General features: G+C 42.9%; 22 protein-coding genes. 11 read left to right on the forward strand and 11 right to left on the reverse strand.

Features of this window, described 5'->3' with window-relative positions; all coding sequences use genetic code 11:
- Positions 1 to 184 precede the first annotated feature (184 nt).
- Entirely contained in the window at positions 185 to 898 is a 714-nt protein-coding gene (rph, locus tag QUA97_RS20570; protein ID WP_333195723.1) for a ribonuclease PH, read from the forward strand.
- Between the two features lie 40 nt (positions 899 to 938).
- Here the strand turns inward: rph and QUA97_RS20575 are convergent, their stop codons facing one another.
- Together QUA97_RS20575 and QUA97_RS20580 are read right to left on the reverse strand one after the other, a co-directional pair.
- Positions 939 to 1,301, reverse strand: coding sequence for a type II toxin-antitoxin system RelE/ParE family toxin (locus QUA97_RS20575; protein WP_333195725.1), 363 nt, complete (start codon positions 1,299 to 1,301; stop codon positions 939 to 941).
- A complete protein-coding gene (locus QUA97_RS20580; RefSeq protein ID WP_333195727.1) occupies positions 1,291 to 1,545 on the reverse strand; it encodes a type II toxin-antitoxin system RelN family antitoxin in 255 nt (84 codons plus the stop codon). The genes QUA97_RS20575 and QUA97_RS20580 overlap by 11 nt, the downstream gene beginning before the upstream one ends.
- A gap of 156 nt (positions 1,546 to 1,701) precedes the next feature.
- Here QUA97_RS20580 and QUA97_RS20585 point away from each other — a divergent pair, with 156 nt between their 5' ends.
- Complete coding sequence (locus QUA97_RS20585) at positions 1,702 to 2,265, forward strand: Uma2 family endonuclease (protein ID WP_194068905.1); 564 nt, start codon at positions 1,702 to 1,704, stop codon at positions 2,263 to 2,265.
- 73 nt (positions 2,266 to 2,338) lie between these two features.
- Here the strand turns inward: QUA97_RS20585 and QUA97_RS20590 are convergent, their stop codons facing one another.
- From QUA97_RS20590 to QUA97_RS20600, 3 genes are all read right to left on the reverse strand, one after another.
- Positions 2,339 to 7,852, reverse strand: a complete 5,514-nt coding sequence (locus QUA97_RS20590; protein ID WP_194068907.1) for a trifunctional serine/threonine-protein kinase/ATP-binding protein/sensor histidine kinase — start codon at positions 7,850 to 7,852, stop codon at positions 2,339 to 2,341.
- Positions 7,853 to 8,024: 172 nt separating this feature from the next.
- The gene (locus QUA97_RS20595; protein ID WP_194068909.1) at positions 8,025 to 9,149 is read right to left on the reverse strand and encodes an RNA-guided endonuclease InsQ/TnpB family protein; all 1,125 of its coding nucleotides are present in this window, start codon (positions 9,147 to 9,149) and stop codon (positions 8,025 to 8,027) included.
- 621 nt (positions 9,150 to 9,770) lie between these two features.
- The gene (locus tag QUA97_RS20600; RefSeq protein WP_333195730.1) at positions 9,771 to 10,217 is read right to left on the reverse strand and encodes a KTSC domain-containing protein; all 447 of its coding nucleotides are present in this window, start codon (positions 10,215 to 10,217) and stop codon (positions 9,771 to 9,773) included.
- 433 nt (positions 10,218 to 10,650) lie between these two features.
- Here QUA97_RS20600 and bchB point away from each other — a divergent pair, with 433 nt between their 5' ends.
- Positions 10,651 to 12,177: a ferredoxin:protochlorophyllide reductase (ATP-dependent) subunit B gene (gene bchB / locus QUA97_RS20605; RefSeq protein ID WP_333195732.1), complete on the forward strand. Its 1,527-nt coding sequence runs from the start codon at positions 10,651 to 10,653 to the stop codon at positions 12,175 to 12,177.
- A 72-nt stretch (positions 12,178 to 12,249) separates the two neighbouring features.
- Entirely contained in the window at positions 12,250 to 13,041 is a 792-nt protein-coding gene (locus QUA97_RS20610; RefSeq protein ID WP_333195734.1) for a YwqG family protein, read from the forward strand.
- A 79-nt stretch (positions 13,042 to 13,120) separates the two neighbouring features.
- On the opposite strand, the gene QUA97_RS20615 is transcribed toward QUA97_RS20610, so the two are convergent.
- The 5 genes from QUA97_RS20615 to QUA97_RS20635 form a co-directional block, all read right to left on the reverse strand.
- Positions 13,121 to 13,504, reverse strand: coding sequence for a DUF5615 family PIN-like protein (locus QUA97_RS20615; protein WP_333195736.1), 384 nt, complete (start codon positions 13,502 to 13,504; stop codon positions 13,121 to 13,123).
- On the reverse strand, positions 13,501 to 13,761 hold the full coding sequence (locus QUA97_RS20620) for a DUF433 domain-containing protein (RefSeq protein WP_242723171.1): 261 nt from the start codon (positions 13,759 to 13,761) through the stop codon (positions 13,501 to 13,503). The genes QUA97_RS20615 and QUA97_RS20620 overlap by 4 nt, the downstream gene beginning before the upstream one ends.
- Positions 13,758 to 14,057: a hypothetical protein gene (locus QUA97_RS20625; protein WP_333195780.1), complete on the reverse strand. Its 300-nt coding sequence runs from the start codon at positions 14,055 to 14,057 to the stop codon at positions 13,758 to 13,760. Before QUA97_RS20625 ends, QUA97_RS20620 begins: the two co-directional genes overlap by 4 nt.
- A gap of 93 nt (positions 14,058 to 14,150) precedes the next feature.
- Positions 14,151 to 14,768 carry a Uma2 family endonuclease gene (locus tag QUA97_RS20630; protein WP_333195738.1) on the reverse strand — a complete coding sequence of 206 codons (618 nt, stop codon included), beginning with the start codon at positions 14,766 to 14,768 and terminating at the stop codon, positions 14,151 to 14,153.
- Between the two features lie 95 nt (positions 14,769 to 14,863).
- The gene (locus QUA97_RS20635; RefSeq protein WP_333195740.1) at positions 14,864 to 15,178 is read right to left on the reverse strand and encodes a Uma2 family endonuclease; all 315 of its coding nucleotides are present in this window, start codon (positions 15,176 to 15,178) and stop codon (positions 14,864 to 14,866) included.
- A gap of 108 nt (positions 15,179 to 15,286) precedes the next feature.
- Between QUA97_RS20635 and QUA97_RS20640 the strand changes: the two genes are divergently transcribed.
- Positions 15,287 to 16,201: a polyphosphate kinase 2 family protein gene (locus QUA97_RS20640; protein ID WP_333195742.1), complete on the forward strand. Its 915-nt coding sequence runs from the start codon at positions 15,287 to 15,289 to the stop codon at positions 16,199 to 16,201.
- Between the two features lie 70 nt (positions 16,202 to 16,271).
- Here QUA97_RS20640 and QUA97_RS20645 read toward each other — a convergent pair whose 3' ends face one another.
- Positions 16,272 to 17,087 carry a class I SAM-dependent methyltransferase gene (locus QUA97_RS20645; protein ID WP_333195744.1) on the reverse strand — a complete coding sequence of 272 codons (816 nt, stop codon included), beginning with the start codon at positions 17,085 to 17,087 and terminating at the stop codon, positions 16,272 to 16,274.
- 1,055 nt (positions 17,088 to 18,142) lie between these two features.
- Between QUA97_RS20645 and QUA97_RS28355 the strand changes: the two genes are divergently transcribed.
- From QUA97_RS28355 to QUA97_RS20670, 6 genes are all read left to right on the forward strand, one after another.
- Positions 18,143 to 18,334: a DUF3611 family protein gene (locus QUA97_RS28355; protein WP_442922547.1), complete on the forward strand. Its 192-nt coding sequence runs from the start codon at positions 18,143 to 18,145 to the stop codon at positions 18,332 to 18,334.
- Positions 18,335 to 18,421: 87 nt separating this feature from the next.
- Positions 18,422 to 18,922: a universal stress protein gene (locus QUA97_RS20650; RefSeq protein WP_333195746.1), complete on the forward strand. Its 501-nt coding sequence runs from the start codon at positions 18,422 to 18,424 to the stop codon at positions 18,920 to 18,922.
- 13 nt (positions 18,923 to 18,935) lie between these two features.
- Positions 18,936 to 19,196, forward strand: a complete 261-nt coding sequence (locus QUA97_RS20655) for a hypothetical protein (protein ID WP_333115459.1) — start codon at positions 18,936 to 18,938, stop codon at positions 19,194 to 19,196.
- Between the two features lie 2 nt (positions 19,197 to 19,198).
- The gene (locus QUA97_RS20660; protein ID WP_333195748.1) at positions 19,199 to 19,435 is read left to right on the forward strand and encodes a hypothetical protein; all 237 of its coding nucleotides are present in this window, start codon (positions 19,199 to 19,201) and stop codon (positions 19,433 to 19,435) included.
- Between the two features lie 36 nt (positions 19,436 to 19,471).
- On the forward strand, positions 19,472 to 19,837 hold the full coding sequence (locus QUA97_RS20665) for an HPF/RaiA family ribosome-associated protein (protein ID WP_333195751.1): 366 nt from the start codon (positions 19,472 to 19,474) through the stop codon (positions 19,835 to 19,837).
- A gap of 91 nt (positions 19,838 to 19,928) precedes the next feature.
- On the forward strand, positions 19,929 to 20,447 hold the full coding sequence (locus QUA97_RS20670) for a rhodanese-like domain-containing protein (RefSeq protein WP_333195753.1): 519 nt from the start codon (positions 19,929 to 19,931) through the stop codon (positions 20,445 to 20,447).
- Positions 20,448 to 20,457: the final 10 nt, after the last annotated feature.

Genomic DNA, 20,457 nt, shown 5'->3' on the forward strand with positions numbered 1-20,457 from the left:
TCAGTAGTCAGTAGTCAGTAGTCAGTAGTCAGTAGTCAGTAGTCAGTAGTCAGTAGTCAGTAGTCAGTAGTCAGTAGCTGTTATTTGTTGATTGTTACCAATAACAAGTAACGAATAACAAATAACAAGTAACAAGTAACAAGTAACAAATAACAAGTAACAAATAACAAATAACAAATAACTTATGTCCACAAAACGTGCAGATGGCAGACAGCCAAATCAACTTCGTCCGATTAGTTTCGATCGCGAATTTACGAAATTTGCCAGCGCCTCGGTGCTCGCAAAAAGCGGTGATACTCAGGTACTGTGCAGCGTTACAATCAAGCCGGGAGTGCCTAGGTTTCTGGAGAATACCGGAAAAGGCTGGCTGACGGCGGAGTACCGGATGTTACCGGGTTCTACACCGCAGCGTCAAGAACGGGAATTTATGAAGTTATCGGGACGCACTCAAGAGATTCAGCGGTTGATTGGCCGCAGTTTGCGATCGTGCTTGGATATGGAGCTTTTGGGCGAACGCACGATACTTGTGGATGCGGATGTTTTGCAAGCAGACGCGGGGACTCGCACGACTTCAATTAATGGCGGGTTTGTGGCTGTGGCTGATGCTTTGAATAAGTTGGTGCAAAAAGGTGATTTGGGGCAGTCTCCTTTGATTCGCCAAGTGGCGGCGGTGTCTGTGGGGCTTTTGGAAAATGAGCTATTTTTAGATTTGAATTATCTTGAAGATGTGGCGGCAGAAATTGATTGTAATGTGGTAATGAATGGAGATTTGAATATCATTGAAATTCAGGGAACTGCGGAAGAGGGAAGTTTCAGTCGGAGTCAGTTAAATCAAATTTTGGATTTGGCAGAAACTGGGATTCAGGAATTGTTGGAGGCTCAGCGGCAAGCTTTTTAACTTGGTTAATTTTAACCTCGTGATTACCGACATTAATCATTCATTCATCCCGATCGAACTCAGCTAAGATGTTACGAATCTCCTTAGGACTAATATCTTCTCGGTCTGATTTAGCATAAATGGTTAATAGCAGTACGCTAGTCGGTGATTCAACTTGATAGATCAGTCGATAACCAGCGCTTTTTCCTTTTTGGATATTGCTATTTCTGACTCTCACCTTCAAGATGACATAATTTTCACCCATTCCGGGGATGCGATCGCCAGTAAAATTCCCCCCTTGGAATTGTTCAATAATTGGCTGAACATCCGAGCGAATCAGTCGATATCTTTTTGACAAGGTATATAAGTTTTCCTCAAATTCGTCTGAGAATCTGATAGAAACTAGATGAGGCTCATTCAGCATCGATTCTCTCCCACAGATCAGAAATTGGTCGGGTTTGTCCGGCTTTTGCTTGCTGTAATGCTCTCCTGAGACTTGCTTTCACTTCGGCAATGGGAGTATCATCAGGATCGATTTCGGTTTCCTCTGTTACTTCGGCAAAAAGTACGATCACTCGCACGCGGCTGGGGGGGAAGTCTTCGATCGCGCGATCGAGAAATAATTGACCTTTTTCATCCAGGGTTCCCGTTACTTCAACAGCTTTCATCTGTTTCTCCTGAAGGTATTTTTTACCAATTATATCACTTCCTATGAGGGTTTAACAAAGTTGATAGTTTAGAGCGATCGCCCTTCATCAATCCCCGCGCAGGGAAGCCAATCTTCCTGTTATCCTAGAAACAGACTTCATTACCCGATCGCAATTATGGTTGCTTTACCCGATCGCCCATTGATGAGCGCAGAAGAATACCTAGCTTGGGAACCCACCCAAGAAGAACGCTACGAGTATTGGGATGGCGAAGTTGTGCCCATGACCGGCGGCACCCGCGATCACAATCGAATTACCTTCAACTTCTCGAAACTCCTGGATGATGCCCTTGTCGATCGCCCTTGCGAGATGTACATGACGGATGTAAAAGCGCAAGTAGAACGAGGGCAAAAATATTTTTATCCTGATGTTATGGTAACTTGCGACGATCGCGATAACGATCCGCAATTAGTGCAATTTCCTTCCTTGATTGTCGAAGTTTTATCACCTTCCACAGAAGCAGCGGATCGCGGCACCAAATTTGCTAAATACCGCCAATTTCCAACGCTGCAAGAGTATGTTTTAGTGCAAGTTCAACAGCCCGGAGTAGAACTGTTTCGACGCAATCAACAGAGTCAGTGGGTGCTGTCAGAATATGGTTTGGGCGATTCTTTGCTACTTGAATCGGTGGGTGTGGAAATTGCGATCGCAGATTTATACCGCCAAGTACAATTTTCTTAGCCTCCCAAAGGCGGACATTGTTTGTGTAGACGCGGTTTCAACCGCCGGATATTCGCCCAATATTCGCTATTTCTTACAAAACTTGCCGCGGGGCGATCGGAATCTCAATCACAAACTCCGTACCCTCTCCCGGTGCAGAAACGCAAGTCAAATTTCCGCCGTGGGAACTAACAACAATCGAGTGAGAAATCGACAACCCCAAACCAGTCCCAGAACCCACCGGTTTAGTTGTAAAAAACGGATCGAATATCTTGTGCAGCACCTCAGTGCTCATCCCCGGCCCGCTGTCAGCAATTCTAATTATCGCCGAATTCCTGTCTGTCAGCTCCGTAGAAATTGTAATATTCGGCTGTTTTTGAGAGCTTTCCGGGCAATCTCTTGCCAAAAGCAGCGCATCAATCGCATTGGTCAAAAGATTCATAAATACCTGATTCAACTGCGACGCATAACAAGTAATTAACGGCAGTTGGCTATAATTTTTAATCACCTCAATTCCCAAACGTCCGCCCTCTTTCCTCAAGCGCGGTTGCAGCAGCATCACCGTACTGTCAATACCTTCATGGATATCAACCGACTTCATTTGCGCTTCGTCGAGGCGCGAAAAATTCCGCAAGCTCAACACAATATCTCGGATTCTTTCCGCTCCAACTTTCATCGAATCCAGCAGTTTTTGCAAATCTTCGCTCAAAAATTCCAGTTCAATTGTTTCTATTTCCTCTAGAATTTCATCAACAGGTTCTGGATAGTTTTGCTGATAAAGCTCGATCAATTTCAGCAAATCTTTTACGTATTCGCTAGCCGGATTGAGATTGCCGTAGATGAAACTTACAGGATTATTAATTTCGTGAGCGACACCAGCCACCATTTGCCCCAAGCTAGACATCTTTTCAGTTTGAATTAATTGAGCTTGAGTGAGTTTTAGTTCGCGCAAAGTTTGTTCTAAACGCTCGTTTTTTTCATTCAATTCCTGCGTCCGCTCTTGCACTTTCTGCTCCACCGAATTGTAAAGCAGAGCATTGTCTAAAGAAATTGCAACTTGGGAAGAAAGCAACCTTAAAACTTCTAATCTGTGGGCATTAAATGCTCCGATTGTTAAGTTGTTTTCTAAATAAAGAATGCCGATTAATTTGCGTTGATTGACTATCGGCGTACACAAAAGAGATTTGAGCTGGTGTTTTACCACATAAGGATCTGCCGTAAATCGCCCCTCAGCCGTCGCATTGCTCAACACCACGTCCGAGCGAGTCCTTTCCACAAAATTAATCACCGTCACAGGTAAATCCTGACATTCTTCAACAGGCGTAAATTGCAGCACCGCTACATCTTCAGCAATTACTGACGCTTGAGCTGAAATTAACAATTTTTCATCTCTCACCAAAATCAAAAAACCGGATTGTGCGCCCGCGTTTTCCAGTGATATCCTCATCAAAGAAGCCAGCAATTTGTCTAAAACAATTTCGCTGGAAATCGCTAGAGATGCTTTCATTACACTTGCTAAATCTAGCACTCTCGCATCGCTGCCAGTAGAAGTATGAATAGTTGTTGTAGTTGGATTGTTGTTAAAACTTCCGTGCAGCGGGGTCATTTCTCGCAACTGCGGATACTTTTGTTCTAAATCTTCAACTTTGCGGACAGCGCCCCAGCGCAAGTAGCACGAGTGAGCTTCGCGCAAGTGGATTTTGGCATATTGATATTTACCTTTACTCAACCAAAATTTGGCTGCTAGTTCGTTAGCGAGGGCTTCATTTTGGATAAACTCGTTGTCTTGAGCTAAATTTATCGCGAAATCGTAAAGCTCTACAGCTTCTGAGTCTTTTTTGGTAATTCTAGCTATTTCTGCTTGTACTAAAAGGTACTTGTGCAGAAAGTTTTCGCGACAGTTGTCCGCCCAAATCTTCATCTGTTTTTGATTGGCTTCTAACCTTTTTAGGTATTGTTTTTGCTGGTCTTTTGGAACAGTGGGAAAAACTGCTGCTAAAACTAGAGAAAAGAAAAAATTCCATTCGGTAGCGGGTATTGCTGCAGTAATAAAAGATAGCTGCTTTTCTACTTCCAAAGCTAGTTGCAGCGCTTCGTTGAAGTTTCCGTACCAGTACATTACCTGACATTTGCGAATCTGATAAAGGCACAGCGAGTACAAATTTTGATGAGCTAGACAGTTTTGTACATATTCAGCTTCGCTGATATCTTCGCTCTCAAATACAAACTTTTCAGAAGTGAGTTGGCTCAAGTTGCGGAGAATCAACTCTGCCCCTAATAATATGTCGGTAACAAGTTGATTTTTGGTTTTTTGGCTGAATAGCAAATACCTGCTGGTGTCTGCTAGCATGAGGGATATTTCTTTCCCTTGAAAAAAGTAGTTGGCTATGCGGTTGGAGAGAATATAACCCGCGTATTCTAAATCTCCTGATTCTAAGGCAGCTTGATATCCTTCATTGCTGATGGCGTGGCAATCTTTGATATGGTTGAACCAGTAATAAAAAATACTAACTAAGGAGGAACAAGCTCTGCATTTCAAGCCGATATTTCCAGATTTTTCGCTCAAATTTAGGGACAACATGGCAAATTGATAAGCTGCTTTGTAATCTCCATAAACAGCGTTTAAGAACATACCGTAGCCCGCGTAACAGAGAGATGCTTCGGGAACTAAACCGTAGGTGAGAGAGAGATTGACTCCTTTTAAGACGCTGACTTTCCACAAGTCGGGATTTTTGAGGTAAGCTGATGTTAATAAGTTTGTGATTAATTTGACGGCAACTTTTTTGTCTAGTACCGTCATTTCTGGTGCGTCAATTAAGGAAGAGATGTCTTTACCTGCTAAAAGTTTTTTGGCTGTTGCTGATTCTTCGGAGATGACTTTTTGCAGCCCGTCTAGCGGTAAGTCAATTCCCAGCAAGTTCAAAGCTTGGATTCCGGCTTTAACGGCTTCTTCGTACTTGGCGCGGAGGGTGTACTGCACAATCAGCAGGTTGTAAATTTCTACCTTTTCTAAGGGCGATCGCGCTTTTTGCAAAGTTATGTTAATAAATTCTTCTGAATGCTCGAAATAGCCGTTTAGATACTCAACATTTGCGCGCTCCATGTGCAGAGCAAAGGCTAAGTCGTAGTAAAAATCCCAAATATCGGCCGTCAAACCGTCCATACCAGCAGTCAAATACTCCAAAGCCGCAACATAAGCCGTGGCATCTTTAGCTCGGCGGGCGGCGTCTAAATTCAGGGTTGCTAGTTCAATTAATTCTCGCTCGTCTCTAATTAGCGATCGAGCTACATTCAAGTGATCGACTAATTCAAAAATTCTGTCAGCGCGATACTCAGCCGGAGTGTTTTCGAGGATTTGCCTGCCTATTTTCAGGTGAACTGCCTTTTTTTCCGAGTCGTCGATCAGAGCGTAAGCTGCTTGTTGTACGCGATCGTGCAAAAACTTATAATTCAGAATCAACAGCGGAAACAGCACATAATCTAAGGACTTGCTTTCCAATTCCGAAGTTGGCAAAATCAGTCCCGACTTAATCGCCGGCAGTAAGTGCGAAAAAGTTTCCGACGCTTCTTTTTCATTAATTAAAGAAAGAGTATTTAAATCAAATTCGTTGCCCAAACAAGCCACTAAACGCAAAACTTGCTGCGTTTGCAACGGCAGTTTTCTCAACTTCTGCACCATCAAATCTACAACATTGTCAGTGATAGCGCACTGCTCAATTTGAGTCATATTCCAATGCCAGCCGCCCTTGCTCCCCGACTGAGGCGGATGAAAAACTAGCAGGTTTTCTTGATACAATGTTTGCAGAAATTGATTAACAAAAAAAGGATTACCATCTGTTTTGTTGACAACCAGTTCAGCTAAAGGTTTGACAGATTCGCGATCGCTGTGCAAAGTTTCGGCAATCAAATCAGTGATATTTTCGACCCCCAGCGGCGACAAAGCAATCTCATTAATGATGGCTTCCTGATTTCGCAGCGTCTCCACAGTCATCATTAAAGGATGAGTGGGACTGACTTCATTATCCCGATAAGCGCCGATTAAAAACAGATATTGTGTCGCTTCATCTGTCATCATCAATTCGATCAGCTTGAGAGTCGCAGAATCTGCCCACTGCAAATCGTCGAGAAAAATCACCAGCGGATGTTCGGGCTGACAAAATACGCGAATGAAATTTTGAAATACTAAATTAAAGCGGTTAAGAGATTCTGTAGACCCCAATTCAGCGACAGGAGATTGAGCTCCGACAATTAGTTCAATTTCGGGAAGTATATCAATAATAATTTGCCCGTTTTGACCGAAAGAAGTGCGGAGTTTTTCGCGCCAAACTGCCAATTGAGCTTCGCTTTCAGTTAATAGTTGCCGCACTAACTCCGAAAAAGCGCTGACAACTGCAGAGTAAGGAATAGTCCGTTTGTACTGGTCAAACTTTCCCCAAATAAAATAACCGCGCCTGCGGGTAATGGATTTGTCTAAAATCTTCACCATTGCAGATTTGCCAATGCCCGAATAACCAGCAATCAGCATCATCTCGCTGCGGGATTTATGCTGTCCTCTCGCCAGCACTGACAGAGCGCTTTCTTTTTTCGATTTGAGTTCTTTCTTGATGACAGAAATTTGCGATTGTTCGAGGCGGTAGGCTCGATTATTTGTGGCGGCTACCCGTTCAAAAGCTGCTAAAAGAGTTTCAACTTCTCGCTGTCTGCCGTAAAGTTTTTGAGGAATTTTAAATTTGTCTGAAATATCTTGGTGTCCGAGAGCAAACTCGGTAATAATTCCAGATGTTTGCAACTGAAACAAACAAGCTTCCAAATCTGCTTTGAGCCCCCAAGCACTTTGATAGCGATCCTCAGCGGTTTTCGCTAACAATTTCATGAGAATATCTGAAATAGCTTTAGGAATTTCTAGTGCAATTTCAGCGATCGGTACTGGCTGTTTGGCGATGTGACAGTGAACTAACTCCATCGGATCGGTAGTGGGAAAAGGGAGCTGTCCCGATAGGATTTCATAGAAGGTAACGCCTAGGGAATAAAAGTCTGTACGGTAATCAATTACGCGGTTCATTCTGCCAGTTTGTTCCGGCGACATATAAGCTAAAGTGCCTTCTAAAAAATTAGGATCTTTATTGGGAAAGTCTTCTAGATTGGATGCAGTTGAGATACTAAAATCTATAAGTTTAACTTGTCCGGTAGCTGGATTGAAAACTATATTAGAGGGGTTAATATCTTTATGAATTACATTGCGGGCGTGAATTTCTCCCAAGGTTTCAGCAACTTTGATGGCTGCGGTCAAAAATCCTAAAGTTGTAAATTTTTGAGAAGCCATGAAAATCCTCAAAGATTCGCCGCCAAAATCTTCTAAAATCATTGCCAGACTATTTCTAACCTGCTGCAATTTGTATACTTTAACAACTCCTTCCAGGAGGTTTAAATTGGCGGTAATCTCATATTCGCGCTTGTATCTATTGAGTTCTTCGGGAGTCGGATAGTCTTCTTTGATCAGTTTGATAATAACGGGTTGGTTGTCTTGCTCGTTGCGGCCGCGGTAAACCAGGGAAGTGCTGCTTTCATAAATGAGAGCGAGAACTGCAACGCCGGGAATTGCCATCATAGTTGGGTTCTCTCAAATTAGGTGTGCTTGGTTAATATTACAGGACTTACGCACGGCGGGCTAGAAACCCGATTTTTTCGTTGCTAGTCGTTGACAAACCCCAGATTTTTTCCTATAAACCAGGGTTTTTTCTTGACATACTCCCCTGCTATCAGGCGAGGGGATTCTAAGCTCAAACAGCAATTGCAGGCGTAGCCTGTCTAACATCACCTAACTTAACGGTTGATGCCCCAACCGCACAAATATTTATCGCGGCGTTCTCGTCTCTGTTGTTCACCCTTTGGCAGGACGGACAGCGCCATTCACGAACCGACAGATCCAACTCTTTCAGAACTTGTCCACAGTGGGAACAAGTTTTACTAGATGGATACCAACGGTCGATGAAAACTACTTGTTTTCCTTTCTTTTTGGCTACCCATTCGAGAATTTGGAGAAATTCGCCAAATGCAAGGTCTGAGATTTTACGTCCCCAGAGTCGTTGCATTCCTTTTAGATTCAAAGTCTCAAAGCACAGCACGTCAAACTTATCAGTTAATTCGTGAGCCAATTTCCAGAACCAATCAGATCGACGATTTGCTATGCCCTCGTGTCTGCGAACTAGATTAAGTCTTGCTCTTTCTCGGTTCGCTGAGCCTTTCCGTTTTTTGGAATGCTGACGATTTGCTTTCTTGATAGCACTGAGGGACTGTTTCAGAAATTGCGGCGATTCAATTTTTGTTCCATCTGAGCAGGTGAGAAACGTTTTTAAGCCGAAATCAAAGCCAGCGATTCTACTCGTCTCGACTTTGGTTTCAGGCTCTCCAACGCTGTCAACGACCACAACCATGAACAACTCTCCTAATGTCGTGCGTTTGATGGTTAACGTCTTAACTTTGCCTTCTATCTCTCTGGAATTCCAATACTGATAAACGCGATTCCCAATTTTAATTCGATTGCTACCTAAAATTTTGTAGCCAGCTTGCTTGAGAGTAAATGATTTGTATCTGCGAACTTTCTTGAAGCCAGGTGGTCTAACTCCTTTCTTGTGATGTTTAAAGAACAGTTGGTAGGCTTTCTCAATGCGTTGACAGATATCCTGCACAGCCTGAGATCCAACCTGTTGCCAAAATACTTTACGCTTTCTGAGTTGAGCGACATGACTTTGAAGCTTGCTGCAATTCAAGTGCTTGTTCCACATCCGGTAGTACCGTCTGTGAAGTGCGATGCAATGGTTATAAATCACCCCAGCAGCATTAATGCTTCGCTTGAGGTGTTTATTCCACTTGCTTTGATATAGCTTGAACTTCAATGTTTTCATGCTAATTATGATACCATAATGGATAGCAATTGGGTAGCCAAATGATGAAGCAAAGATTAAGTATTCGCATTGCCGTGAGTCGCTTAGAGAAGTTACGGAGAATTGCCAAACAGAAAGAAAAAACAATGACCCAACTTGTAGAGGACTGGATTGATAAGTTTAAAGAGGAAAAGCCGTCCTAAAAGGACGGGGCTTTAGACCCAATTTCTTGGTAAATCCTATGTTATTCTTCATTATCGCTTAAGAGCTATCTTTTGGGGTGTGTGGGAAGATCCGCCTTGACAGGAAAGAGCTGCTGCTTTCTAAAGCGCCCTGGGGCTTTCGTCACCTCAGCAGTTAGGTAAACAAAAGCACAAATAGAGAATTTGTGCAAGGATTTGATGTAAGGATCGATCGCACGGCTGACAAAAAAACAATCTCACCTTTGCTTTGATAGTGCGATCGCTTGTGAGACTCGCGATATCTGAAGCTCGCACTGCAAAAAAACGCTTTTTGCCAAAAGGAGACGATCCTAAAAAAACAATCTCAGCTTTGAGGAGATTGCTTGAATTTAGCTTGTTTGTAGTGAAAATAGGCAAGTTATTACACCTCGCTCAAACCGCTTTTAGGTGCAACTTCTAACTACGCTGGTTCATCTACGCGCTGGCTCGAATAATAACCTTTAATGTCGGAGTTAAAAAATCTGCCTGTAGAATCGGCATCTTGCAGAGATTCCCAAATTTCCGGTTCTACGTCGCTGTATTGATAGACTGAGCCACTGCTAAATTCTATTTGTAAAACTTGCTCTTCTTCGTTGTATCCGATCGCTCTAGCCATTTGGGAATCTACGGACATCATAGCAATTGGTTCGCCGCAGGGAGCAATTTCTGGTGATTCAATAGCGCCATTGAGTTCGGTGGAATCTGTATTGGCGATGAAATCAACCATTTGCAGGCCGTGCATTGCAGCTTCGGGTGCGGCTATTTCGATAAATTCGACTTCTGCGCCGCGATCGATCAACAGTCCTAACTGGCCGTTAGAGTGACCGACAGCTAAGACGCTGCTCAAGTCAATTTTGGATAGTTTCATGGGATTTGTCAAGAATTTGTTTTAGGTCAATATTTCCCCTAATTAAGCAAGTTTCGCGACAGAGGAAATAGTGGATTAATTAATAGTGTATTCGATGTTGTTTAAAAAGTCAATAATGCAGTTGGGCGAAAATTATTGTAGCAATTTAGGGGTCAGGTGCGGCTGGGGTATCCTAGGTTAATAAGATGTGTCCGGTTCTTAACGAAACTTGACAATACATTAAGAATTATTGCCATAAAACAAAGGTAAAATTGTGGGAAGGGCGAGTAAAATCCCAGCCAGCAAAAGCGTTTGAGGATTTTTCTCATCTGTAAATCTTCAGAAAGTTATTATTTCTAAAGGATTCATCCGGTGAGAAAATCGGAAACAACCTTAAAATTTAGCAGTAATCGCCCGATCGGGCAAATCTCAACCAACATCAGGAAAAATACCTATGAAATTGGCTTATTGGATGTACGCAGGCCCAGCCCACATCGGCACTTTGCGCGTGGCCACTTCCTTCAAAAACGTCCATGCGATCATGCACGCACCAATTGGAGACGACTATTTCAACGTCATGCGTTCCATGCTGGAGAGGGAACGGGATTTCACTCCGGTAACTACCAGCGTCGTTGACAGACACGTACTGGCGCGGGGTTCGCAGGAACGGGTGGTGGACAATATCACCCGCAAAGACAGAGAAGAACACCCAGATTTAATCGTGTTGACTCCGACTTGCACCTCCAGCATTCTGCAAGAAGACTTGGAAAACTTCGTGGAGCGAGCTCAATTGGATGCCAAAGGCGATGTATTGCTGGCGGATGTCAACCATTACCGCGTCAACGAATTGCAAGCTGCCGATCGCACGTTAGATCAAATCGTCCAATTTTACATTAACAAAGCCCGCAAAAAAGGCGATTTAGTAGAAGCCAAAAGCGAAAAACCATCTGTCAACATCATCGGGATGTCTACGCTGGGTTTTCACAACCAGCACGACTGCACCGAGTTGAAGCGTTTGATGGCAGATTTGGGAATTGAAGTTAACGAAGTTATTCCCGAAGGTGCTTCGGTTCACAACTTAAAAAGACTGCCGCGGGCTTGGTTTAACTTGGTTCCTTATCGGGAATTGGGGATGATGGCCGGGGAGTATTTGCAAAAAGAATTCGGCACGCCGATGGTGGATATTACGCCGATGGGTGTGGTAGAAACTGCGCGCTGTATCCGCAAGATTCAGCAAGTTTTGAATGCTCAAGGTGCGGATGTTGATTACGAAAACTTTATTGACCAACAAACTCGATTTGTGTCGCAGGCTGCTTGGTTCTCAAGGTCGATCGACTGCCAAAACTTAACCGGCAAAAAAGCCGTCGTATTTGGCGATAATACGCACGCTGCGGCGATGACGAAGATTTTGGCTCGCGAGATGGGAATCCACGTTGTCTGGGCTGGAACGTACTGCAAACACGATGCTGACTGGTTCCGGGAACAGGTTAGCGAGTATTGTGATGAAGTGCTCGTCACGGACGATCACGGGCAAATTGGGGATGCGATCGCCAAAGCGGAACCTTCGGCAATTTTCGGCACGCAAATGGAACGCCACGTCGGTAAGCGGTTGGATATTCCCTGCGGCGTAATTGCTGCACCGATTCACGTCCAAAATTTCCCGATCGGCTACAAGCCATTTTTGGGTTATGAAGGGACGAATCAGTGCGTAGATTTGGTGTACAATTCCTTCACTTTGGGAATGGAAGACCACTTGCTGGAAATCTTCGGCGGCCACGATACCAAGGAAGTGATTACGAAGGGTATTTCGGCTGATTCTGATATGGGTTGGACGAAGGATGGACAGGCTGAATTGAACAAAATCCCCGGTTTTGTGCGGGGTAAGGTGAAGCGGAATACTGAGAAGTTTGCGCGCGATCGGGGGATTGATAAGATTACCGTTGAGGTGCTGTACGCAGCGAAGGAATCTGTCGGGGCTTAATGATTTGTTGGGCGGGCAAATGCCCGCCTTGCAAAGTTTTGTTTTGGATTTAAAATAAGTTGCGATAGGTTTATGAGCTACAAACTTGATGTGCCGCTATCTCCCAAACTAGAAAAGTATCGCGATCGAATCGAATCAACTATCAAACCCTATATTGAAATTACAATTCAAAACAACGAACCTGCGAACTGGTGGCAAAGTAAATTTGGTGGGTTGCCATACTTACCTAAAGGGTTCGAGTATCCTAAAACTCCTAATGGCGATTGCTTATTATTGCTTGCCCAAATCAACTTTTCTGAAGTACCGCCTCTTGAAGGTTTTCCCGATCGAGGAATCTTGCAGTTTTATCTTCCAGACGATCAACTATATGGCTTATCTTTCGGCTATAATGAAGATATTTTTCAAATTTTCTATTTTCCTCAACCAGATTTCAACCTTGAGAATATCATCACCAATTATGATTTTTTGCCCAAATTTGAATACGTGCCTATTTGGGGAAGTTGCAGTTTGCAATTTACTAAAAAGTATGCGCCAATTACCCATTACGATGATGGATTTACAAAGTTTTTAGGAGAAGATTTTTTTAAATTATTTAGAGAAGACGATGAAGTTAGGGACAATTATCTAAATCTATGTGTTCCTCGCGGTCATAAAATTGGTGGCTATCATGGTTCTTTTCAATCAAACGATCCTATACTCGATAGCGAAAGCGATCCGTATAGCCTTTTATTTCAAATGGATGGCGATGCTAATGAGGTAATAGATATTATGTGGGGCAATGGTGGCGTAGGTAACTTTTTTGTCAAAGAATCAGCATTAAAAAAATTGGATTTTAGCGATGTTATCTACGAGTGGGGTTGTTGATGGAGGGTAAAAAAGGCTATGTCGATCGCTATTTCGGAAATTGTCGCTCGCGACGCACCCTACGGGATTTGGTAAATTTTTAGTCAGATTCATCTGACGATATTGCTTGATACTCCAAAAGCTGTTCCCGTCGGATAATCCACAATTTACCCGCAACTTCTGCCGCATCCAATCCGCGAATTAATATTTCTACTGCTGCTTGCAAATCTTGCGGTTTCGATTGAGAAGGCAGACGCAGTAACACAATCCCAGAATAATCAGAAGGATTGTAGCGGAGGCGGTTGCCAAACCCCCTATCCAAAGTCACCAAACATCTATCTTCCCTCCGACATATATCAATTAATAATTCATCCGGTGTGGAACTCAAATTTTGTTCCCGTACAGTCGCAACATCATGGCCAGCCAAACGTAACATCGAAACAACGCGGATGCTGCCCAAATTTTCATCAAGTTTTAACTTCACTTTAAAACTACCTTTTTTTCACCCAGAGGAATTTCGACATAATAATCTCTTGCCAACTCAGCCCCATAAGCAATACAAGCCAAAACGTCTTCTCGTTCAATTCCCGGATATTCCTCAAGCAATTCTTCCAAAGTCATGCCGCTAGCTAGAAAGTCAAGAATCAGAGAAACCCAGATGCGATGACCGCGAATACACGGTTTGCCAAAGCAGATATTCGAGTCGATTGAGATGCGAGACAGTAAATTATTTTGAGTCATGTCTTTTCAATTAGATATTTTCCATATTCGCGCATATCGTAAAAAATTGTATCCCAATTAATCAGTTCTTGATTTTTTATTAATGATGCTTTGACGACTAAAACTCCACCAACATAATGAACTTCGCACTCTTCATCCATCTTTGCTGGTTGGCTGTTGCCAGTTTCATCAGGCGGCGAAGCTACTTCCTGCTTTCTCCGCTGCCATAACAGGAAATCAGCAAAGTTGAGGATTTCTTGCAGTTCGATTTCAGAGAAATTTTTCAGTTTGTCAACAATTTGTTCTTGGATAGGCATCACGGCTATTTTTCCTTGCTTAACACGACCGCTAGATTCAGTTTAACACGAGGGAGAAGCGAGATCCCTTTTTCCAACAAAGTGCGATCGACCTCACTCCTCATTTTGACTATCTTCTTGCTCAACTTGCTCAAAATTCACTTGTTCGTAAACATCAGATAGAGGAATTTCTAGCTCGAAGGAATTAAACACTAAAGCCGTATCTTCCTCGTCATACTCGCTATACAACCATTTTTTATTCTCGGTTTTAGAATACTGCTCAACATTAATTTGTGTTTGGTCAATCAGAATATATTCTCGAAAACTAGGAATAGTTTTGTACAATTTAAACTTGTCACCTCTATCGTAATTTTTAGTAGACTTTGATAAAACTTCCACAATCGCTTGAGGGTTAGTAATCATGTCTGTGCGATTGTTGTGGTATTCAGGTTTTCCCAAAATTACCATTACGTCGGGATAAGTATAAAGTCGCACTTTTGGAACCCACAGACGCACATCACCGATGAAGATGCGGTAATTCCGTTTTTTGAGAGCCAGACTCAAAGCAATGTACAAATTACCAGCGATTTGATTGTGATTTGTAGATCCGCCTGTCATAGGAATAATTTCCCCGTTGAGATATTCGTTTTTATCTTCGGCTGTTTCTTCCAGTGCTAAATATTGCTCTTCTGTGAAGTAACGTTGCTCGGTTGTTTGCAATGTGGTGGTCATTAAAATATTCTCCCAATAGGATTTTGAACAAATACTTTTTTGAATGCGATCGCTCAATTAAATGATAACGCACATTCCCAAAAAAGCGATCGCCCTTATTCCTCTTTGTTCTTCTCAATCTCATTTTTTAGCTCATTTTCTGTCGCAAAATATACTTTTCTATTGACATCTACAAGCAGCACTTCTACTTGAAATAAATTAAAAACTAGCGCCGCATCCTCCTCATGGTAATGAGGGTAAGACCACAGCTTTTTTGCCAACTTACAATACTGTTCTACATAAACCTGAGATTGGTCAATCAGAATATACTCTTGCAATGTCGGAATTGTTTGATAGAATTTAAATTTATCGCTGCGATCGTCAGTTTTTGTAGAGTTCGATAAAACTTCAATAATCACTTGCGAATTCATCTTACCTCAATATCTAAGATCCCAAATGGGTTCTATACAAAGCCTTCATGACAAGCTGACGCGCTCACTTATCTCAAGACATTACCTTAATAGGGGAGAATTAAAAGTATGACAGATTCATCCTTAAACCTATTTCCCATCGAAAATCTTGACGATTTGATTCGTCCTTTTATTGTTCCACCAGAACGAAAAATTTCTCTTGCCAAAGACTATGACCCAGCCTACAAAGCCGATCGCCTCAAAAAGTCGAAAGCTAAAGGTCAATTAAAGGAAGGTATTGAGGCATTAGCTGAATATCAGGATGTTCTCTACGCCCAAAACACCCATGCTGTGCTCATCATCTTTCAGGCGATGGATGCGGCTGGTAAAGACAGTACCATCAAGCACGTTATGTCTGGGATTAATCCTCAAGGATGTCAAGTGCATAGCTTTAAAGCTCCATCTACGGAAGAGTTAAATCATGACTATTTGTGGCGATGTTCTAAGGCTTTACCCGAAAGAGGAAAAATTGGAATTTTTAATCGCTCTTATTACGAAGAAATTTTAGTAACAAGAGTGCATCCAGAAATCCTAGAGCAGCGACCGCTCCCTGTTAGTATAATTGATAATGATATTTGGCAGCGCCGCTTTGAAGAAATCAACAACTTTGAGAAGCATCTGGTCAATAACGGGACGATCGTCCTCAAGTTTTTCCTCAATGTATCTAAGGAGGAGCAGAAAGAACGTTTTCTAGAAAGGATTAATCGCCCTGAAAAGAATTGGAAATTTTCTGTGAATGATGCGAAAGAGCGTAGCTTTTGGGATGACTATATGGCTGTCTATGAGGATATGTTCAATCACACGAGTACAAAATATGCTCCTTGGTACATTATCCCCGCCGATCGCAAATGGTTTACTCGTCTAGTTGTGGCGGGCATCATTTACACGCAGTTAAAGGAACTGAACCTCAAGTATCCTACGCTCAGTAAAGAGCAACATCAAGAACTTTTGAATGCGAAGAAAATTCTGGAAAGCCAGAAATAAGGATGCAAATTGCTTGATATTAGCGATCGCCATTCCTGTGAGTCGTGATTTTTGGGCGATCGCTTATCAATTATTTGTCTTTGCGAGCTACATGAACAGCCGAAAGAAACGAGAGTCGCACACTATCTCCAATTTTTTCTAGCTTCTCCCGCAATCCTGCAAATAGTAGCGCTTCCGCTTGTGGCTCTAGTCCCCGATGGGTACTTAACAGCTTAAGGTAATCATTAATGCTATAGGTGACTTCACACGCGGTTTGCTTGAAGACCAACTCCTTAAAATAACCAGAGTCTAAAACTTCTTGTCTAAATCCCCGCAAAGTCTCCGCTTGAATTTCCGCGCCTTCATATCGGACAAATGAGGGAGCATAAGCTTGATACACTTCCTCGATCTCTTGATACACTTCATATTTCAGTTCAGGGGTCAAATTCCAAAGCAGGATAAGAAACCCGTTGTCGTGTAATGCCAACGCGGCCTTGGCATACCGAATCTCTGGCGATATCCAGTGAAAGGCGTTGGCAGCTAGAACGGCATTGAACTGTTTTTCCTCTAGTTTCCATTCCTCAAATGAGGTGTTGTGGATTGCAACATTCGGGTACAGCATACAGTTGCGTCTTGCCAAATGACAAAAATCTGGGTTTGGCTCAAGACACGTCATCGAAAAACCAAATTGAGCAAAAGCCACTGTTGCATTTCCTGGACCACAGCCGACCTCAAGAATGGATGCCTCTGAGGAAAGCTGAGCTAAACCGACGGATTGATCAACCAATTCCTTTGGATAGTTTGGTCTTGCGTTGTAATAGATATCAGCAACGGGAGAATACCAATTCCTTCGCTGTTCCAAAGGCATAGAAGCTCTGGCATTAATTTCCTGTCTAGGGTCTTGCATAAGCTAAGCTGTTGCTCATATATATTGTGTATGGCGATTGAGGGGGAGAGGGGGAGAAGGGGAGAGGGGGAGAGGATTTGACAATTTTTGATTGTCATCAAAATATACAATGTTTATTTGCACAACAGCTTAGCTTTATTTAGATCGTGAATGTAACTTCATTTTAGACTCCAGAATCTGCTCAAAACTTTGCTCTCACCGACGACCCCAAAACATCTTAACTTTGGACACTGACAGAGAATTTCCAAACCACTTCCACCAGCCAAAACTTAAGCGGCAGAACTTATATTATCTGGTAGATCGCAAGATAAATACTTATAGAGGGTAAATATTTCATAAATTGTCAGATAAAGCAACCAATGAGTGTAATAACAAGATTTTTACAGGTAACATCCCTGAATAGAGTTTTATTTGGCAAAATGAAAGCTTGTAGAGTCTCCTAGCGGAGAGTAACGCACAAAAAATTAGCATTCATTAACGTTTGGTTGCATTACATTGCATTAACAAACCCTATAATATCGGCGATCTTAGAGGAGTAATGTATTGCGATAGCAAATGGTTTACTCTTCTTGTAGTAGCTAGCATCATTTACACCCAGTTAAAGGAACTAAACCTCAAATATCCAAAGGTCAGCGACGAAAAATATCAAAAGCTTTTGCAGGCGAAGGCAATACTTAAAAGTCATCAGTAAATATTGCTGGTGATGGAGCGATTTGTGGAACGAGGGGCGATGTTCCGCTATTACTGCTTGCCTCGCACGGCTATCTTTAATGGACACTGTTTGAGACACCTGCTATTTTTCAAAGCAAAGATTAGACCTCTTGCAAAAGTCAAATTTACCCCCCTTAGTCCCCCCTTATTAAGGGGAGAAACAAGAATAATCTTGCTCCCTCCCCGCGGGAGGGGAGGGTTGGGGTGGGGTGCTTTGGATTTTTGCAAGAGTTCTATTTAGAAAGCAATGCCTTATATCTAGCTACCTACAATCAAAATATCATCCTTTAGAGAGACACACAACTGCTAGTTTACTGCCAACATTGGGCTAGAGTAAATTTTGGATACAGTTTACTTTAACCATTATTTCTGGACTGATTTTAGGGTTCGCGATTCTTTCACCAAATCTCAACCTCAATCTCAAGTCAGGAATAGATTTACTATCCGTGATTGAGGGAATTGTGGATTTAGGCTTAAGCATTTACTGGCTCTTGCGCTACGTTCATCTTGGGCAAAAATTTCAGCCCCGGAACTAGCTTTACATCCTAGCCGCAAGGAAATAATTCAACTTTTACAAATAGCAGATTTAGTCAACACTGAAATTAACCTGAAGGCTCAAAATAATGAACTTCAAACGCATTCTAGTTGCCATTAATCATTCTCCTTTAACATCCATCGTGTTCGATCGCGCACTCAATTTAGCGCAGCAAGAGCAAGCTAAATTGATGATCCTTCATTGCCTCGCAGACTTGACTGCGATCGATCCAGGATTCCAGTCAGGTGGGACATTTGGAATCTATCCAATCAACACTGGGTTTTCTCAATTACTCCAGGACGAAACGCTTCAGCTACAGATTGAGCAGGCAAAAACTTGGTTGCAAGAATACTGCGATCGCGCAACTGCCCGAAATATTCCTGCTGAATACCAACACAATTTTGGTGAGCCAGGGGCAACGATTTCTAGTGTTGCTCAAGAGTGGAATGCCGATCTGATCGTACTAGGTCGGCATGACCACTCTGCGATCGCAGAATTTTTCGTAGGTAGTGTCAGCAATCATGTGGTCGATCGCGCGAATTGTTCTGTTTTAGTCATAAAAGATACAAATCCCGATAAAGATAAATAAAAAGAGAAAAACCGTGAACACAATTGATCGGACTGGTTTATCGGGCTTAGAAATTGGGCAATTAACCATAAAAACAAACACTCTTTCCCCAGAACTACTCCACAAAATAGATGCCTACTGGCGTGCCGCCAACTATCTGTCAGTTGGGCAAATTTATCTCTACGACAATCCATTGCTGAAGCAGCCTCTGCAACTCTCCCACGTCAAACCATTAGTGGTTGGAAATTGGGGTACAACACCGGGACAGAACTTCATCTATGTACACTTGACATGAGGGTGCAAAATGACCTGGATCGTTTTCATCTGGTGCAAGATGTAGTCGATCGTCTGCTGCATTTGGGTAGTAAGGGAGACTATCTCAAGCAGATGATGCAGGATAAGTTGATCGAGCATAAGCATTACATCGACAAGCACGGCGAAGACTTGCCGGAAATCCGCAATTGGAAGTGGGGCGCAGCAAGGAATGTCAAGGGTTGGAAAGACAGACAGCCAGATCCTAGTCATTCCATCTAAATATTAAGCCAATCACAATTACAACAGGAGAACATCGTGCAAATCCAAATCCATACCGGCCACAACATCAAAGGTGACAAAGCACTAGCCACTCAGGTTAGTGGTGTAGTTGCAGAGAGTCTAAGCCGATTGGGCGATCGCATCACTCACGTTGATGTTCACCTGAGCGATGAGAACAGCGACAAGAAGGGCGGCGATGACGATATGCGCTGCACGATCGAAGCCCGCCTCAAAGGACACCAACCCCTCGCGGTCACACATCAGGCAGCGACCTTAGACCAAGCCGTTGACGGGGCTGCCGATAAATTGACCAGATTGATCGAGCACACGCTTGGACGGCTGCACCACCAAGAAAATCACAGAACTGACCCACCTCTGTCTAGCTCAATTAATAGTCAATAAATTTTCTCAGGAGTCAGAGATGAATGCACAAGACCTGAAAGGAAATAGATCGAATCGGCTCAAATTTTTACTAGGATTTTAGGAGCAATTTATGAGCTTTAAGAAATCAATTCAGACGGTATTGCTGGGTTTTGCACTATGTTTTTGTCTTTTGGTTGGCATTGGGCAAAACCCGATCCTCGCAGCAACTATCGCAGAAACTGAACCAATCTTTCAAGAAAAGATGCAAACAATGTCTGAAAAAACCGTAAATCTGGAATCAACAATCGATCGCTTTCTCACATCAATTCCACCAGGCTATTACACGATCGCCAATGTCGAAGGGTTAAAAAAACAATTAAAGAGCCCTCAAACCCTGTTGGTGGATGTGCGAGAACCCTCTGAGTATAAGTCTGGACATATACCTGATGCCATCAATATTCCCCTCCAAACCTTGGCGCACAATCTGGAGCAAATTCCGCACGACCGCCCTGTAGTGCTGTACTGTTCCGCCGGTTATCGAGCGGCAATGGGAGTAATGACACTGCACTTATTGGGTTATGATAATGTCCAGGGGTTTCCACCTAGCGAAAGCAGGTTGGAAAACCGCAGGAGAAGCGATCGCTTCTAGTTAAAATTCC

Origin of the sequence: Microcoleus sp. CZ3-B2 (assembly GCF_036705055.1) — a bacterium.
In the GTDB taxonomy this organism is placed as follows: domain Bacteria; phylum Cyanobacteriota; class Cyanobacteriia; order Cyanobacteriales; family Microcoleaceae; genus Microcoleus.

Excerpts from the sequence above, each read along its gene's own strand:
- QUA97_RS20580 (WP_333195727.1), bottom strand. The coding sequence starts at position 1,545 with ATGAAAGCTGTTGAAGTAACGGGAACCCTGGATGAAAAAGGTCAATTA.
- QUA97_RS20640 (WP_333195742.1), top strand. The coding sequence starts at position 15,287 with ATGACAGATTCATCCTTAAACCTATTTCCCATCGAAAATCTTGACGAT.
- QUA97_RS20635 (WP_333195740.1), bottom strand. The coding sequence starts at position 15,178 with ATGAATTCGCAAGTGATTATTGAAGTTTTATCGAACTCTACAAAAACT.
- QUA97_RS20625 (WP_333195780.1), bottom strand. The coding sequence starts at position 14,057 with ATGCCTATCCAAGAACAAATTGTTGACAAACTGAAAAATTTCTCTGAA.
- QUA97_RS20575 (WP_333195725.1), bottom strand. The coding sequence starts at position 1,301 with ATGCTGAATGAGCCTCATCTAGTTTCTATCAGATTCTCAGACGAATTT.
- bchB (WP_333195732.1), top strand. The coding sequence starts at position 10,651 with ATGAAATTGGCTTATTGGATGTACGCAGGCCCAGCCCACATCGGCACT.
- QUA97_RS20645 (WP_333195744.1), bottom strand. The coding sequence starts at position 17,087 with ATGCAAGACCCTAGACAGGAAATTAATGCCAGAGCTTCTATGCCTTTG.
- QUA97_RS20585 (WP_194068905.1), top strand. The coding sequence starts at position 1,702 with ATGGTTGCTTTACCCGATCGCCCATTGATGAGCGCAGAAGAATACCTA.
- QUA97_RS20670 (WP_333195753.1), top strand. The coding sequence starts at position 19,929 with ATGAGCTTTAAGAAATCAATTCAGACGGTATTGCTGGGTTTTGCACTA.
- QUA97_RS20630 (WP_333195738.1), bottom strand. The coding sequence starts at position 14,768 with ATGACCACCACATTGCAAACAACCGAGCAACGTTACTTCACAGAAGAG.
- rph (WP_333195723.1), top strand. The coding sequence starts at position 185 with ATGTCCACAAAACGTGCAGATGGCAGACAGCCAAATCAACTTCGTCCG.
- QUA97_RS20590 (WP_194068907.1), bottom strand. The coding sequence starts at position 7,852 with ATGATGGCAATTCCCGGCGTTGCAGTTCTCGCTCTCATTTATGAAAGC.
- QUA97_RS20620 (WP_242723171.1), bottom strand. The coding sequence starts at position 13,761 with ATGACTCAAAATAATTTACTGTCTCGCATCTCAATCGACTCGAATATC.
- QUA97_RS20595 (WP_194068909.1), bottom strand. The coding sequence starts at position 9,149 with ATGAAAACATTGAAGTTCAAGCTATATCAAAGCAAGTGGAATAAACAC.
- QUA97_RS20650 (WP_333195746.1), top strand. The coding sequence starts at position 18,422 with ATGAACTTCAAACGCATTCTAGTTGCCATTAATCATTCTCCTTTAACA.
- QUA97_RS20610 (WP_333195734.1), top strand. The coding sequence starts at position 12,250 with ATGAGCTACAAACTTGATGTGCCGCTATCTCCCAAACTAGAAAAGTAT.
- QUA97_RS20600 (WP_333195730.1), bottom strand. The coding sequence starts at position 10,217 with ATGAAACTATCCAAAATTGACTTGAGCAGCGTCTTAGCTGTCGGTCAC.